The following is a 15,761-nucleotide window of genomic DNA, read 5'->3' as shown; positions in this document are numbered from 1 at the left end:
GTTTTGGGGGATTTGAGTTTGGTTATATATTTGTGTCCGCGCAACGAAGGCGCGGGGAAATGGAGGAAATTATGAAAGTTATTGTCAGAGGTAAAAATGTTACAATTACAGATGCTATTGAGGATAAAATTACTAAAAAACTAGCATTGCTCGACAAGTACTTCATCATGGGACAAGATGTGGAGGCTAAGGTTTTAATTAGAACTTATCCATTTGGTCAGAAAATTGAAGTTACAATTCCTACAGAGCATGTTCTTCTTCGTGCAGAAGAAACAAGTGATGATCTTTATGAAGCAATCGATTTAGTTATCGATAAGCTAGAAAGACAGATCAGAAAGTACAAAACAAAGTTAAGTAGAAAGTCAAAGAATAATAAACTCGCTTTCAACATTAACACTTTAGAAGCTCTTGAAGAACCTGAAGAAGAAGATGTTGTCGTTAAGACAAAAACAATTAATCCTAAACCAATGGACATGGAAGAAGCTATCATGCAGATGGAACTCATTGGTCATTCATTCTTCGTTTATAAGGACATCGAAACAAATACAGTATGTGTTGTCTATAAACGTAGAGATGGTGGATATGGTCTTCTTGAAACAGAAGAATAATAAAAAGAAATCTGGCTTTTGGCCAGATTTTTTTTATGTCCTTAAGAAATTCTTTCTTTTTCTTCGTATATATTATTTGAGGGACACAAGATCTCCCTGCATAATATCCTGAGCTTTCATATATTTATCGATATCATTAAGAATTGTTGTTTTCTTAATAGACCATAAAGGAGCTACTAATTCTTCTAATGGTGCATCTCCAGTAAGTCTTTCTATGACTACATGACTTGGAATATATTCTAATTGTCTTGCAACTAAAGAAATATATTCATCTCTTTCTAACATCTTGAAAGGATAATAGAGCTTATAAAGACGACTATTCTGAGTCACATAGAGATTATGAATCTTAATACCTTGAATATCTAGTTTTCCTACCGCTTTTGCAGTCTCCAACATCATCTCTATTGTTTCATTAGGTAAACCATTAATAATATGCACACAGACTTCTAAATGATGTCTTCTTAACATAGAGAGTCCATCTAAGAATTCCTGATAAGTATGACAACGATTGATTTCTTTTGCAGTAGTATCATGAATAGTCTGTAAGCCTAATTCTATATAGACATCCGTTTTTTTAGATAATTCTTCTAAATAAGCACATATTTCTTCAGTGAGGCAGTCTGCACGTGTCGCAATCGCAATACCAACAACATCCTTCATACCAATAAATGGTTCATAGATCTTCTTTAACTGATCTAAAGAAGCATAGGTATTTGTATATGCCTGGAAGTAGGGAATAAAGACAGCTTCAGGCCACTTTCTTTTCATTACTTCTGCACCTGCTTTAAACTGTTCTAAAAGAGAATCACTATCTAGAATAAAGTCTCCAGAACCTTTCTCAGAACAGAATATACAGCCTCCAAAGCCTTTTGTCCCATTTCTATTAGGACAAGTAAAATGGGCATCTAAAGAGACCTTTGCGACTTTTTTATGATATCTCGTTTTTAAAAAATAATTGTATGTATGATAACGCTTGTTATCTAAAGAATATGGAAAAGGATTCATTTTTTATCACCTGGCTCATTATAACATAAAATGGAGGGAAAAATATGCTAGAACTTAAAGACTTAACTGTGAGTTATGATATTTGTATATTGGATCATGTGAATTATATATTTCCAGATACTGGTTTAGTAGGAATCAAAGGATCTTCAGGCTGTGGAAAGTCTACACTTCTATATTGTTTATGTGGATTACTGCAATATAATGGCACAATCACTTTTAATCATGAAGTGATAGATAAAAAATTTAGTAAGATGATAGGCTTTATTAAACAGAATAATGATCTTATTCCTTCTTATACAGTAGAAGAGAATATCATGGCTGGATGTTATTTTGGACAGATTGATTTTGATAAGAAAAAGATGGATAAGATTATTAGGCGCTTAAAAATAGAAAAGCTTATGAAAAGATATCCTGATGAACTTTCTATTGGACAGATGAAACGTGTATCTATTGTTCGTGCCTTGTTAAAGGATGCACCTGTACTTTTATGTGATGAACCTACAGGTGCCCTCCATTATAAACAGGCAAAAGAGGTTATGACACTCTTAAAGGAAGTATCTGAAGATCGTTTAGTCATCGTTGTTTCTCATGATACATCCCTATTAGATGAATATGTCGATGTACTCATGGAGATGAAGAACCAGACATTACATACAATTAAAGACAATCATATAGATAAAGAAGTACTTATTCCTCAACATAAGAAACAATTCTCTATGCGTTATAGTTTTAAAGAAGTATTGGGAGAAAGAAAGAGACTCGCATTACTCTCACTTTTTCAGATATTAGTCATTGTAACATCTCTAGTGATTATAAGCGGTTTAAATGGTCTTTCTACCTCTATAGAGAAATCTTACATGGAAGCACCACTTAAAGATATTGTAACTATATCCAGTCATGATGGAGAACCATTGTCTTTAAAAGAAAAAGGTACTAAACATTTTGATATAGAAAGTGGGTATATCAAAGGAGTTAATGCCTTGTTGATTCGTTTACCTAAAAAGACAAAACATATTAAATTAATATCAGGACATCTGCCTCATCATACAAATGAAGTCATTATCACCAATAATTTATCTCATAAACTTAAATCAGAATTCACATGTCACCTCTTAGAAAATGAAACATATAAAGTAGTGGGAGTAATAGAAGATAATTTCTACCAAGATCAATTGGTTTGTTTCCATCATGATATAGATAAAAAATATCCAGATTTATTAAGAGATGACAAAATAGATGTAGTCACAAAGGATTCTGAAACTCTTATTAAACGTTATGAAAAGAACTATGAAGTAGATAATGATGTATATATGAAGAAGATGAGTTATGGAACACTTATTTCTATTGGTCGTATGATTGCGTTAGTTTATATGATGATTAGCTTATTTGTGGCAATAGAACTTACAAAAACAGTCTTCTCTTCTTTATATTTAGAAAGAAGCCGTTCTCTTGCTTTGAAAATTTCTATGGGTGCATCTTATAAACAATTACAGCGTGAATCAAAGATAGAAATACTTATTATAGGCACATTTATTTACTCCATCAGCATAGTGATGTTTATTATTATTCTTTCTATTCTCCCGCTCACATCCTTTAAGAGGTATTTCCATTTTACATGTCTTGCATCTCCTTATTATTTCTATATTATTTTCTATTTTCTCTATCTTCTTATACTCATACTTTCTGCATCTGCACCGTTTATTCGTATTAAGAAAGAAAGTATAGTCTCATTACTCAGGGAGGAATAATATGATTCAACTTAAATCAATCAACAAGCGTTATCTACATGAACATGTCTTAGAAAACATTGCTTGTACTCTTCCTGATACAGGATTTGTATCACTTGTTGGACCAAGTGGATGTGGGAAAAGTACTTTACTTCATATTATTGCTGGACTTGATCATGATTACTCAGGAGAAGTGATATATGAGAATAATAAGAAAGTTTCTATCATTTTTCAGGACTTTCATCTTATACCTTGGCTTTCTATTAATAATAATATACGTCTCTATGACTACTTTCATAAATCATCCTACATACTGGATGAAACATTGACTAAACAATTCAAGAATACTTCAGTTAATGATCTTTCCTTAGGACAAAGACAACGAACAGCGATAGAGCGTGCACTTTATTATGATCCAGATATTATTCTATGTGATGAACCAACAGCTTCACTTGATCCAGATAATGCAGAGAGAGTATTAAAGATGTTGAAGCAGCGTTCTCATTCTTCTCTTGTATTATTTGTATCCCATGATGAAGCATCAGTAAAACAATATAGTGATCGTATTATAGAAATGAAGGATGGATGTATTATACAGGATACACTTATTAAAAAAACAGAAATCTATCCTCAAGAAAACCATACCAATAATAAGCCACGACATTTTCCTATACTTAAACTGACCATTCAGTCCTTCCTAAGTAGTCGTAAAAGATTTTTTCAGATGTCATTTTCTCTATCTATCGCATTATTATGTTTGATGATGACATTTACCTTTACATTCTCTTTTCGTAATACTATTTATCAATATCTTTCTTCATTGATTCCACAAAAGTCTATTACTTATAAACTACGTAATGATGATCCGCTCTCTTTGACTCATTTCAATGAAGCATCCTATCATTATTTAAATCTTGATGATTATGATCTCATGGGAATCTCTCATAATAGTCAAAGATATCAGAAGAATGAAGTTCTGTTTATATCTGATGACTCGTCCTATACCACTCATTATATATATGGTAGAGCTCCACAAAATAATGATGAAATTGCGGTACCTCTCTCTACTGCAAGAAAGCTTGCACAAAAGAATAAGGTCAATACATTACTTAATACAACTTGGACAATCTATTATAAGCATCAATTAAAGATAAAAGGAAAAGAAGTAAAGATAGTTGGTATTTCTCCACAAACCTATAATTATGATGCCTTTTATATGTATGAATATGCCAATTATCATTGGATAGAGTCCATCTTTAATCAAACACCGACTGCAAGATATGGTATGTTGAAATATAAGGAAGATAAATCCATTATAGATTCTTTAAAAAAGAATTATCCTGAATATGAGTTTAAAGCAATGGGGGAATCAACTCAAAAAACTTTCAATCAGAATATGAATAGAATCCAGATGGTTCTAGTGGTATTCTCTATTCTCACAATACTTTCTTCTATATTTATGATTATGGAAATCATGATTCTTCATGCGATGCATTTAAAGAAGGATCATGCCATCATGAAGGCCTATGGTGAAAAGAAGATACATATTTTCAAGATGTCTTTCTATCAATGTTTGATTCTTCATTCTTATAGCTATGTGACAGCATCTCTCATATTACTTGGCATTATGAAGATAATGAATCAAATAATCCCACAGATTACAGACTTTCCTATGCATCTTACATTCCAACCTCTTATTATGTTGATATTGTGGATTGGTTCTTTCTTATTAGTTTGTTTTTCTACACTATTTAGTATTCTTTATATTATCAAGCTCAATCCATCCCGCATCCTTAAAATGAGATGATACTTCTTGCAAATAACGGGAAATTATGATAAGGTGTGTAAGTATATAAAAGTCAAGGAACTAGAGTAGTAGATGGTCATACTTTTTAAGAGAACTTATGGCTGGTGTGAATAAGTAAAGTTATCCATTGAACTCGCTAGGGAGATGGGTCTGTGATAAGCAGATCACGTATTGCTGCGTTAAAGCATTAAGCGCATGAATCAGTCTTCATGAACTAAGGTGGTACCGCGAGTTCTCGTCCTTAGACATGAGGACTTTTTTTATTTTAAAAGTGGAGGAGACAAAATTATGACTTATGATCATAAGATAGCAGAAAAGAAATGGCAGAAATACTGGGAAGAGAATAAGACATTCGAAACAGATGTTTATGATTTCTCAAAGCCTAAATACTATGCCTTAGACATGTTCCCTTATCCATCAGGACAAGGTCTTCATGTTGGACATCCAGAAGGATATACAGCAACTGACATCATGTCAAGAATGAAGAGAATGCAGGGATATAACGTATTACATCCAATGGGATTTGACTCATTTGGTTTACCTGCTGAACAGTATGCAATCAAGACAGGTAACCACCCTGAAGGATTTACATTAAAGAATATTCAGACTTTCACTAAACAGTTAAAGATGTTAGGTTTCTCATTTGACTGGGATAAGCAGGTATCTACTTGTGATCCTAGCTTCTATAAATGGACTCAGTGGATTTTCAAACAGTTATATGAAGATGGTTTAGCTAGATATGTAGATATTCCTGTTAACTGGTGTGAAGAATTAGGTACAGTACTTGCAAACGATGAAATCATCGATGGTAAGAGTGAACGTGGTGGATTCCCAGTTATTCGTAAGAATATGAAACAGTGGGTTATTGATATTCCTAAATATGCTGAAAGATTACTTGCAGGATTAGAAGAAGTTGATTGGCCAGAATCTACTAAAGAAATTCAGAGAAACTGGATTGGTAAATCAATCGGTGCTCATGTTGATTTTAAGGTAGATGGTTATGATGATAAATTCACAGTATTCACAACACGTTGTGATACATTATTCGGTGCTACTTATTGTGTATTAGCACCAGAACATGAATTAGTAGAAAAGATTACGACTCTTGATAAGAAGGATGAAGTAAAAGCTTACTTAGATGTATGTGCAACTAAGTCAGAACTTGAAAGAACTGAATTAAATAAAGAAAAGACTGGTGTCTTCATTGGTGCTTATGCAATCAACCCAGTAAATGGTAAGAAGATTCCAATCTGGATTTCTGACTATGTATTAGCTGGGTATGGAACAGGTGCTATCATGGCTGTTCCTGCACATGATGATCGTGACTATGCTTTCGCAAAGAAGTTTGGTATCGATATTATTCCAGTATTAGAAGGTGGAGATGTTACTAAGGAAGCATGGACACAGGATGGTGTACATATTAACTCTGACTTCTTAAATGGTTTAGATAAACAGGAAGCAATCGATAAGATGTTAGACTGGTTAGAAGAACATCATTGTGGTTCTAAGCATGTTAACTATCGTTTAAGAGAATGGATCTTCGCAAGACAGAGATATTGGGGTGAACCAATTCCAATCATTAACTTTGATGATGGAACATCTGTTGCATTAAGCGATGATCAGTTACCACTTATCTTACCTGAACTTGAAGATTATAGTCCATCAAAGACTGGTTCTTCTCCATTAGATAAGGCAGTTGACTGGGTTAATGTAGAAGTAGATGGTAAAAAGGGTAAGAGAGAAACAAGTACAATGCCTGGTTCTGCAGGATCTTCTTGGTACTTCTTAAGATATATTGATCCACATAACGATAAGGCTATTGCAGATCCAGAATTATTAAAGCATTGGATGCCAGTTGACTTATATGTTGGTGGACCTGAACATGCAGTAGGACACTTATTATATTCACGTATGTGGAATAATTATTTATATGACAAGGGTATCGTACCAGTTAAAGAACCATTCAAGAAGCTATACCATCAGGGTATGATTCTTGGCCCAAATGGTGTGAAGATGTCTAAGTCAAAGGGTAATGTTATTAATCCAGATGATATTGTAGAAGCATATGGTGCAGATACATTACGTTTATATGAAATGTTTATGGGTCCTCTTGAAGCATCTAAACCGTGGAGTGAAACAGGTGTAGAAGGTTCAAAGAAATGGCTAGAACGTGTTTATAGATTATTTGTTGAATCTGATAAGTTAACTGATACAAATGATGGTTCATTAGACTTCGTATATCACTCAACAGTTAAGAAGGTGACTGAAGACTATGAAAACCTTGGCTTTAATACTGCTATCTCACAGATGATGATCTTCATCAATGAAGCATATAAGGCTAAAGCAGTTTATAAGCCATATGCAGAAGGTATCGTTAAGATGCTTTCATGTATTGCACCTCATATCTGTGAAGAAATGTGGGAAAAACTTGGTCATGAAGGAACAATCGCTTATGAAGCATGGCCAACATATGAAGAAGACAAGCTTGTTGTATCTACAATTGAAATTGCAGTACAGGTAAATGGTAAAGTACGTGGACGTTTATCTATTAATAAGGATCAGGAAGCTGAATCTGTTAAACAGCAGGCATTAGAACTTGAAAATGTTAAGGCACATACTGATGGTAAAGAAATTAAGAAGATCATTTATGTTCCTAACAAGATTGTAAATATTGTAGTTAAATAATTCGTTAAGGCATCTCTTAGGAGGTGTCTTTTTTTGATTGATGGACGATTTTTTCATGATAGTAAGAGAGGATATGATATTATAATATCAACGAAGCGATAAAGTATGGAAATGAAACATCATTTGAGAAAGATGATATTTAAAGGAAAAAGTTACAATGCTTTAACGAATGAATAATTAGAAGACTTAATTGTTTCTAAATTTTATAATAGAAAATATAAAAAGGAATTTCATTATCCAAAGAATTTAAATTTGAGACACTTTACGATACCAATGCTTTTCATAGCATGGTTCTTCAATGGATTCTAGATGGTATGAAAGAATCAATAGATGAACTTGTAGACAACATCAATCATATGTGTTACTTAGGTTTAAAGGATCTATTGAAAGATCATTCTCCATATAGATAATTACCGCTATTTGTCTACTTATGGATAGAAGTACCTTTTTGTCTTTCGCTATTTATTCTTATATATATTATAATAAGTTTGGTTAGTTCATATGAAAGGAAGTAAATAAGATGAAAACATTATATCTTATGCGTCATGGCGAAACATTATTTAATGTTCAACATAAAATTCAAGGCTGGTGTGATTCCCCATTAACTGAAAAGGGAATCAAGCAGGCGCAAAAAGCAAGAGATTATTTTTCTAAAAAAGGCATTACTTTTGATCATGCCTATTGTTCTACAAGTGAAAGATGTAGTGATACTTTAGAGTTGATTGTAGATATGCCTTATACAAGATTAAAAGGATTAAAAGAAAATTTTTATGGAGAACTTGAAGGAGAAAGTGAAAGATTAAATAAACACCTTAGTCCAAAAGATTGTGAAACTTTTTATATCCAATTTGGTGGAGAATCTTCAAATACAACGAGAGATAGAATGATGAAGACGTTAACGGAAATTATGGATAGGGAAGATCATGAAAATGTTTTGGTAGTATCTCATAGTGGCGCATGTTTTAATTTTTTAAGAGCTATTCAAGATCCTACGGAAGAGTTAAATAAAGGTTTTGGAAATTGTTGTATTTTTGTTTATCAGTATGATCAGCATCAATTTTCATTAAAAGAAGTCATAAGACAGGAGGAACAATAATAGAATATATTCAATTAGGTAATTCAAATTGAAAAATATCACGTATCTTTTTGGAATGTATGGAATTTGAAGATGCAGATAATGGTCAGTACGGCTGTACAATTGATCAAGAACATACAAGAGAAGTTGTAAAAAAGCATTTTAAAAGTGTTCACCTAAATACAACAATCTTGTAAGTGTTGTAGTAAAATAAAATCTCAAGGCACTTCGATAGAGATGCTTTCAGATTTTTAACAAATTAAATGAAAATATCAATGGGCGATTCTAAATAGGTAAATTTAATGATGCAAAAAAGGCAATAGAGGATGACTAAGCCATCTCACTATTGCCTTTTAATAATGCATGTATTTTTATTTTATATGATATATAAAGCAGTACTGCTGCACCAGTCCATGCGAGTACTTCTGCAAGATAAATACCATTCTGACCTAAGAATATAGGGAAGATGAGGGCAACACCTATACGAATAACTAGTTCCACAATACCTGATACCATTGGTATAAATGTATTTTCCATTCCCTGCAAGGCACTTCTATATGAATGAAGCATATAAAGAATTGGTAGACATACTGCCATGATGAAGAGATACTTATAAGAAATAGTAAGGACCTTATTAATCTGATCAGGTGTACCTGAAATAAAGAGTAATAAGATATGCTTACCAAATAGAATCATAGAACCACCAATAATCACTGAAGTACAGAATGATAAGAAGGCAGCCTGTGCGACACCTTTTTTAATACGTTCATACTGCTTAGCACCAAGGTTCTGGCTATTAAATGTTGTAATAGCATAACCAAATGAAATAGCGGCTACTTCTAATAAACCATATAACTTATTTGTGGCAGTAAATCCTGCAATAAATAAGAATCCAAAACGATTGACTACTGACTGTACCATAATACCACCAATAGAAATAATGAGGTTCTGGAAGGCAAGAGGTGAACCTAACTGTAATAAGTTCTTGATGATCTTTTTTTCGAACTTAAATTTTGTTAGTTCTAACTTGAATGGTAATTCCTTCTTCAACATATAGAGACAGAATATTGCAGTTAAGAATTGTGCTAATAATGTTGCAATCGCAGCACCTGCAATACCCCATTTAAATACCACTACAAATAATAAATCTAAACAGATATTTGTGATTGCTCCACCAATCATTGCGAGTAATGGTGTACTGCTATCACCTAAAGAACGTAATATACTAGAAAAACAGTTATAAAACATTGTAATTGTCAAACCACCGGACATGATTCTTAAATACGTAATAGAACCTTGAATAACGTTAGATGGTGTATTTAATATAGTTAATAATGGAACGATAGATAATTCTGCAACAACTGTTGTAAGGATAGAAAAGAAAGTACATAAGAAGAAAATCATATGCATAGATCTTTTCATATTTCCATAATCTTCAGCTCCAAAAGTACGTGAGATACGAATAGAGAATCCCTGTGTAAAGCCCATTACTATTCCTAAAATAGCCCAGTTGATCCAGTCTGCGGCGCCTAGACTCGCCAAGGCATTAACACCTAAGAACTGTCCTACAATCATTGTATCTACCATTGTATATAATTGCTGCAGGATATTACCTAACATAAGTGGTAATGCGAATAAGAATATAAGCTTTAATGGTTTTCCTTTAGTCATGTTCTTCATGTTTATTTCCCTCCACACAATGCGATTATCATATCATATTATTTATGACTAACTCTAGAGGGAATTTTTAATAATTAAGAAAGTATTAATAATTGATAGGAATGTAAATGATATAATGATGCATAAGAGGGGATATTTATGAATATATTAGTTGTAGATGATGAGAAAGAGATTACAGATTTAATACAAATCTATTTAGAAAATTAGAATTTTACTGTATATAAGTACTATTCTAGTCAGGATGTATTAAGAGATATTGATGATTTAAAGATTGATTTAGCTATCTTAGATGTGATGATGCCTGATATGGATGGTTTTTCTTTATGCAATACATTAAGAAGAAAGTATAAGTTTCCTATTATTTTTGTAACCGCAAAGGTAGAGGATATTGATAAAATCAATGGTTTAAGTATTGGTGCAGATGATTATGTCACAAAGCCATTCCAGCCGTTAGAACTTGTTGCACGAGTCAAAGCACAGCTAAGACGTTATAAGAACTATAATGAAAAAGAAGAAAAGAATGAAATAGATTTTAGAGGAATACGTATTAATAATGATACAAGAGAATTCTATTTTAATGAAAAGAAGATAGAACTAACTAAAACAGAATTTGCGATATTATGGGAATTATGTCTTCATAGAGGAAATGTTGTAAAGAGTGACGATTTATTCTTAAAGGTTTGGGGAGAAGATTATTATAAGAGAGATAATAATACAATCATGGTGCATATTAGACACTTACGTGAAAAGATGCATGATGGTGGAAGAAATCCTAAATATATAAAGAAAGTTTATGGAGTGGGCTATAAGATTGAAAAATAAAGGATGGATGATATGGAAACTAATACAATCTTAAAGAAGATTTATAAACGTACACTACTACAATATATAGCTTATACAGTAGGGCTGTTAGTTGTTTTTGTATTGGTAGTCTATCTAGCTGCTTTTTTTGATTTTCAATGGGTCTATGATTTTGATTCTAATATTTATACGTTTCTAGCGTTCTTTTATAATATTGTGAAGAATCCACTCTCGCTTCTGTTGTTTTTATTAATCTGTATAGTGATTTCTTTTGCGTTTATAATTCATCATCTTTATAAACAGACATCCTATTATATGGATGCATTGACTCATGCATCTCATGAATTAATAGATAAGAGTGTAGACTATATCACATTACCAGAAGAACTTTATGATATAGAAAGACGATTTAATGAACTAAAGAGTGAATCAATAAAGAATGAGAGACTTGCAAGAGAGAATGAACAGAAGAAGGATGAACTCATTGTTTATTTAGCTCATGATATTAAAACACCATTGACTTCTATGATTGGTTACTTATCTTTATTAGATGAAATTAAAGATATGCCTGATATTCAAAGAGAGAAGTATATTAATGTTGCATTAGATAAATCTTATAGCTTAGAAGATCTCATTAATGAATTATTTGAAGTAGCTCGTTATAATTCAGAAAAGATTATTCTAGAAAAAGAAGATTTAGATATTCGTCTGATGCTCGAACAAATCATTGATGATTTCTATCCTGTATTAGTAGAACAGGAAAAGAATATCCATCTTAATCAAGATGAAGATATCACATTATATGGTGATGCGGATAAACTTAGCAGAGTCTTTAGTAATGTGATTAAGAATGCGATTAGCTATAGTAAGGATCATACTGATATCAATATTGATGTTCATAGTATGCATGATGATGCCATTATTAAAGTCATCAATAAAGGAAAAGAGATACCTAAAGAAAAACTAAATCGTATATTTGAGAACTTCTATCGTTTAGATTCAGCACGTACTTCAAGAACAGGTGGAAGTGGTTTAGGTCTCGCTATTGCCAAGGAAATAGTGGAACTTCACCATGGTTCTATCTTTGCATCAAGTAATAAAGAAGAAACAGTCTTCACAATTACTCTCCCAAAAAATTAAGAAGTTCATAAGAATTCTATAAGAATGTATTAAAGAAGCGTCTTTATTTGTATTGGTAAAATACAAGTAATGAAGATGCTTTTTTAAGGAGATGAAAACATATGAAAAAAATAATCATTCTATTGCTTTGTGTATTCTCAATTCTTATAGGTCATATAGCTTATAATATAGGTGGTGGTGTAAGCGGACTAAGAGAAGATATTGGTTTAGAAATAAAAGCGCGTTCTAATCCTAAACTACGTACTATATTAAATAATAAGGATCAATATCCTGATGCAATGATTCAATCACTTTATCGTAATGAAGAACTTATTGATTTTGTTTACAACTATCCAAGTAAAAAAGGACATGTTTATACAAATACGATAGGTCCAGTCACAAAAGGACGTTATCCTCTCTTACTTCAATATGATCAAAGATGGGGCTATGGAAACTATGGATATAATGTGATTGGCATGAATGGCTGTGGTCCTACGAGTGCTGCAATGATTATTGCAGGATTAATAGGAAGAAATAACATTACCCCTTTTGATGTGGCATCTTATGCATATAATCATGGCTATTATCAAGATGGAACATCCTGGGCTTTCTTTACTGAAGGTATGAAACATTATGTTATTCATGGAAGAAACATACCCCTCTCTTATTCTTCTATGAAGAATGAAATCGTGAATGGAATCCCTCTTATATGTAGTATGAAACCAGGAGACTTTACTACTACAGGACATCTTATTGTGATTAGAGGAATGAAGCAGGGGATGTTTATTGTGAATGATCCTAACTCTATAAAAAGAAGCAATCGTTTATGGAGTTATGATACTCTTTCTAAACAGATTAGAAATATATGGTCTCTCTCAAGATAACATTATTAAGAATAAAGTCTTGGGAAAGATAGATGGAATGGCTCTCAACAAGGAACTTAAAAGGGAAAAATACGGATAGTTGGGTGTGAATGAAAGATTGTGCTATTATTAGGGTGTAATAAATCGGAAGTTTACAGCGAGGTGAAAGAGGTTGAATTATGTAGAATATGGAAAAGAAAACAGCGATGTAATTATCCTCTTACACGGAGACGGTTTATCATGGTGGAATTACAAAGAGGTTGCTGATAGACTTCAAACAAATTATCATGTGGTTTTGCCTATATTAGATGGTCATGCAGGATGTGATAAGCAGTTTACAACGATAGAGAATAATGCTTTGGATATTATAGAATTTGTAAATAGTAAATTGGGCGGTTCTGTTTTAATGATGGGAGGACTATCGCTTGGAGGGCAGATTTTGCTTGAAATTTTATCTCAACGCAAAGATATATGTAAGTATGCAATAGTGGAAAGTGTACTTGTAATACCTTCAAAATTTACATATTCTATGATCAAACCGGCGTTTGGAAGTTGCTATGGCTTAATAAAGTATAAGTGGTTTTCAAAATTGCAATTCAAATCATTACGAATAAAGTCGAATTTGTTTGATGAATATTACAAAGATACTTGTGCTATTAGAAAGAGTGATATGATTGCCTTTTTACAGAAAAACTCAGTTTATTCACTAAAAGATGGCATTGGAGAGTGTGAAGCAACCGTTCAAATTTATGTAGGAGAAAAAGAAAAGCAATCAATGAAAAAATCTGCTAAAATCATTCATGAAAAATTGCATGATAGTTTTATACAAGTTCTTCCTAATATGTATCATGGAGAGTTTTCAATAAATCACGCAGATGATTATGTGAGAAAACTATTAGAAATAGTAAAGCGAAGGTAACTTTCAGTCTTCAGCAGAGACTGAAAGTAACAGAAGATTGGAATTTTTAGATGAGGTGACGAATAAATGAGCAAAGAACATCATAATGAAAATAAGAATGACGAAGAAGATACTTTTACATTAGCTAAGCTTGTTAGTACTTGGTATGTAGGTGCTGCTGTAGGATTTGCGGTAGGCACTTTAAATGGTAATTCAACAACAGCAATTATAGGTTTGTTTATTGGAGCTACTGTAAGTTGGATATTTAAAAAGTGTTTAATGAGCAAAAAATGAGTTTGTTAGTTAAATTAGAATTGAACTAAATTTCAAGTTGTGAAGGTGAAATGGCAATGCACCCTAATTTTTGGTTAATAATGTTTTGTGCTTTTATAGTTTTGCTGGAAGATATATCAGTAAAAAAAGGAAATAGATAAAACGGGAAATTTAAATGTTGGAGAAGGGAATATTAGCCTCAATATAGGAATGCAAGAGGTTCTTGCGTCTGTTTTTTTGAGATGCAAGAGGCACTTTCTTGAAAAAAACTTGGTTGAATTATAGACTGGAAACACGGAGGTGAAATACATGGATTTTGGAGAACAAATTAAAAGCATTCGTCAAAAAGAAAAATTGACACAAGAACAATTTGCTATGAAACTGAATGTGAGTAGACAAGCTGTTTCAAACTGGGAGAATAACAAAAATCTTCCAGATATAGGAATGCTTATTTTGATGTCTGATGTGTTTCAAATATCTCTGGATTATTTGATTAAAGGAGAAAACGAAATGAACAACATGACAGAAAAAGTAATCAAAGATGGAAGTGAAACCAGAAGAGCCAAGTATAATATGGTGTGCTCGATTATAGGCAGTTTCTTGATTTTAATCGGAATTATACTACTTCTTGTGAAGGGACTGTCGGTAGAGTATATTGATGCACAAGGGGTGCTGCATGAGAATTTCTTTCTTGCCCCAATTGGATTTTTATGCGTGTTTAGTGGTTTGATTTCTTTTATTACAGTTGGTATAACTACAATTATCAGCAAATTTAAAAATAGGAACTCATAATTATAGTTCTATTTTCAAGGCAATTTTTTCTTGAATGTGGAAACTATTATTCACATGGATTGTCAAATTGGAATTTTTAGATGAGGTGACGAATAAATGAGCAAAGAACATCATAATGAAAATAAGAATGACGAAGAAGATACTTTTACATTAGCTAAGCTTGTTAGTACTTGGTATGTAGGTGCTGCTGTAGGATTTGCGGTAGGCACTTTAAATGGTAATTCAACAACAGCAATTATAGGTTTGTTTATTGGAGCTACTGTAAGTTGGATATTTAAAAAGTGTTTAATGAGCAAAAAATGAGTTTGTTAGTTAAATTAGAATTTGTGGAGGAATAAGCATGACAAAGAATAAACTGGTTCAAAAGTCAAGGACAGAATGTTGACAGTCCTTGCCAAATGAGCATCACCGTAAGGTGATGCTCTTTT

14 protein-coding genes, 1 pseudogene and 1 other annotated feature are annotated in these 15,761 nt (G+C 32.4%); of the genes and pseudogenes, 13 read left to right on the top strand and 2 right to left on the bottom strand.

The window, feature by feature from the left end; genetic code table 11:
• Nucleotides 1–71: 71 nt before the first annotated feature.
• A complete protein-coding gene (gene hpf / locus ABUA27_RS08830) occupies nt 72–608 on the top strand; it encodes a ribosome hibernation-promoting factor, HPF/YfiA family (protein ID WP_129981147.1) in 537 nt (178 codons plus the stop codon).
• A gap of 72 nt (nt 609–680) precedes the next feature.
• On the opposite strand, the gene mnmL is transcribed toward hpf, so the two are convergent.
• Nucleotides 681–1,613, bottom strand: coding sequence for a tRNA modification radical SAM protein MnmL/YtqA (mnmL, locus tag ABUA27_RS08825; protein ID WP_349820582.1), 933 nt, complete (start codon nt 1,611–1,613; stop codon nt 681–683).
• Between the two features lie 44 nt (nt 1,614–1,657).
• Between mnmL and ABUA27_RS08820 the strand changes: the two genes are divergently transcribed.
• From ABUA27_RS08820 to ABUA27_RS08800, 5 genes are all read left to right on the top strand, one after another.
• Nucleotides 1,658–3,361 carry an ABC transporter ATP-binding protein gene (locus ABUA27_RS08820; protein ID WP_349820581.1) on the top strand — a complete coding sequence of 568 codons (1,704 nt, stop codon included), beginning with the start codon at nt 1,658–1,660 and terminating at the stop codon, nt 3,359–3,361.
• A gap of 1 nt (nt 3,362) precedes the next feature.
• Nucleotides 3,363–5,147: an ABC transporter ATP-binding protein/permease gene (locus tag ABUA27_RS08815; RefSeq protein WP_287969072.1), complete on the top strand. Its 1,785-nt coding sequence runs from the start codon at nt 3,363–3,365 to the stop codon at nt 5,145–5,147.
• 46 nt (nt 5,148–5,193) lie between these two features.
• Nucleotides 5,194–5,393, top strand: a binding site (T-box leader).
• A gap of 42 nt (nt 5,394–5,435) precedes the next feature.
• Nucleotides 5,436–7,832, top strand: coding sequence for a leucine--tRNA ligase (leuS, locus tag ABUA27_RS08810; protein WP_303352871.1), 2,397 nt, complete (start codon nt 5,436–5,438; stop codon nt 7,830–7,832).
• Nucleotides 7,833–8,119: 287 nt separating this feature from the next.
• Nucleotides 8,120–8,242 (top strand): TetR-like C-terminal domain-containing protein, encoded by a 123-nt coding sequence (locus tag ABUA27_RS08805; RefSeq protein WP_330040876.1) that lies wholly within the window; start codon nt 8,120–8,122, stop codon nt 8,240–8,242.
• 110 nt (nt 8,243–8,352) lie between these two features.
• Nucleotides 8,353–8,928, top strand: a complete 576-nt coding sequence (locus ABUA27_RS08800) for a histidine phosphatase family protein (protein WP_281073912.1) — start codon at nt 8,353–8,355, stop codon at nt 8,926–8,928.
• A gap of 309 nt (nt 8,929–9,237) precedes the next feature.
• On the opposite strand, the gene ABUA27_RS08795 is transcribed toward ABUA27_RS08800, so the two are convergent.
• Nucleotides 9,238–10,587: an MATE family efflux transporter gene (locus ABUA27_RS08795; RefSeq protein ID WP_330040879.1), complete on the bottom strand. Its 1,350-nt coding sequence runs from the start codon at nt 10,585–10,587 to the stop codon at nt 9,238–9,240.
• Between the two features lie 138 nt (nt 10,588–10,725).
• Between ABUA27_RS08795 and ABUA27_RS08790 the strand changes: the two are divergent.
• The 7 genes and pseudogenes from ABUA27_RS08790 to ABUA27_RS08760 all read left to right on the top strand — a co-directional run bounded on the left by ABUA27_RS08790 (nt 10,726) and on the right by ABUA27_RS08760 (nt 15,636).
• A pseudogene (locus ABUA27_RS08790) lies at nt 10,726–11,409 on the top strand (response regulator transcription factor).
• 12 nt (nt 11,410–11,421) lie between these two features.
• Nucleotides 11,422–12,528: a sensor histidine kinase gene (locus ABUA27_RS08785; protein WP_287846802.1), complete on the top strand. Its 1,107-nt coding sequence runs from the start codon at nt 11,422–11,424 to the stop codon at nt 12,526–12,528.
• Between the two features lie 101 nt (nt 12,529–12,629).
• The gene (locus tag ABUA27_RS08780; RefSeq protein ID WP_330040885.1) at nt 12,630–13,391 is read left to right on the top strand and encodes a C39 family peptidase; all 762 of its coding nucleotides are present in this window, start codon (nt 12,630–12,632) and stop codon (nt 13,389–13,391) included.
• A 151-nt stretch (nt 13,392–13,542) separates the two neighbouring features.
• Nucleotides 13,543–14,289, top strand: coding sequence for an alpha/beta hydrolase (locus ABUA27_RS08775; protein WP_349820580.1), 747 nt, complete (start codon nt 13,543–13,545; stop codon nt 14,287–14,289).
• A gap of 66 nt (nt 14,290–14,355) precedes the next feature.
• On the top strand, nt 14,356–14,562 hold the full coding sequence (locus ABUA27_RS08770; protein WP_349820579.1) for a hypothetical protein: 207 nt from the start codon (nt 14,356–14,358) through the stop codon (nt 14,560–14,562).
• 288 nt (nt 14,563–14,850) lie between these two features.
• Nucleotides 14,851–15,333: a helix-turn-helix domain-containing protein gene (locus ABUA27_RS08765; RefSeq protein WP_095889601.1), complete on the top strand. Its 483-nt coding sequence runs from the start codon at nt 14,851–14,853 to the stop codon at nt 15,331–15,333.
• Between the two features lie 96 nt (nt 15,334–15,429).
• On the top strand, nt 15,430–15,636 hold the full coding sequence (locus ABUA27_RS08760) for a hypothetical protein (RefSeq protein WP_349820579.1): 207 nt from the start codon (nt 15,430–15,432) through the stop codon (nt 15,634–15,636).
• The last annotated feature ends 125 nt before the right edge of the window (nt 15,637–15,761 follow it).

It is taken from the genome of Catenibacterium sp. RTP21428st1_D7_RTP21428_210409, assembly GCF_040227455.1.
GTDB classification, from domain to species: Bacteria; Bacillota_I; Bacilli_A; order Erysipelotrichales; family Coprobacillaceae; genus Catenibacterium; species Catenibacterium mitsuoka_A.
Note: the sequence above shows the minus strand (reverse complement) of the source record. Positions and strands in the feature narration are given on the sequence as shown.

What these genes read in the sequence shown, in the direction of transcription:
- hpf (WP_129981147.1), top strand. Translation starts at nt 72, where the DNA reads ATGAAAGTTATTGTCAGAGGTAAAAATGTTACAATTACAGATGCTATT.
- mnmL (WP_349820582.1), bottom strand. Translation starts at nt 1,613, where the DNA reads ATGAATCCTTTTCCATATTCTTTAGATAACAAGCGTTATCATACATAC.
- ABUA27_RS08820 (WP_349820581.1), top strand. Translation starts at nt 1,658, where the DNA reads ATGCTAGAACTTAAAGACTTAACTGTGAGTTATGATATTTGTATATTG.
- ABUA27_RS08815 (WP_287969072.1), top strand. Translation starts at nt 3,363, where the DNA reads ATGATTCAACTTAAATCAATCAACAAGCGTTATCTACATGAACATGTC.
- leuS (WP_303352871.1), top strand. Translation starts at nt 5,436, where the DNA reads ATGACTTATGATCATAAGATAGCAGAAAAGAAATGGCAGAAATACTGG.
- ABUA27_RS08805 (WP_330040876.1), top strand. Translation starts at nt 8,120, where the DNA reads ATGGTTCTTCAATGGATTCTAGATGGTATGAAAGAATCAATAGATGAA.
- ABUA27_RS08800 (WP_281073912.1), top strand. Translation starts at nt 8,353, where the DNA reads ATGAAAACATTATATCTTATGCGTCATGGCGAAACATTATTTAATGTT.
- ABUA27_RS08795 (WP_330040879.1), bottom strand. Translation starts at nt 10,587, where the DNA reads ATGAAGAACATGACTAAAGGAAAACCATTAAAGCTTATATTCTTATTC.
- ABUA27_RS08785 (WP_287846802.1), top strand. Translation starts at nt 11,422, where the DNA reads ATGGAAACTAATACAATCTTAAAGAAGATTTATAAACGTACACTACTA.
- ABUA27_RS08780 (WP_330040885.1), top strand. Translation starts at nt 12,630, where the DNA reads ATGAAAAAAATAATCATTCTATTGCTTTGTGTATTCTCAATTCTTATA.
- ABUA27_RS08770 (WP_349820579.1), top strand. Translation starts at nt 14,356, where the DNA reads ATGAGCAAAGAACATCATAATGAAAATAAGAATGACGAAGAAGATACT.
- ABUA27_RS08765 (WP_095889601.1), top strand. Translation starts at nt 14,851, where the DNA reads ATGGATTTTGGAGAACAAATTAAAAGCATTCGTCAAAAAGAAAAATTG.
- ABUA27_RS08760 (WP_349820579.1), top strand. Translation starts at nt 15,430, where the DNA reads ATGAGCAAAGAACATCATAATGAAAATAAGAATGACGAAGAAGATACT.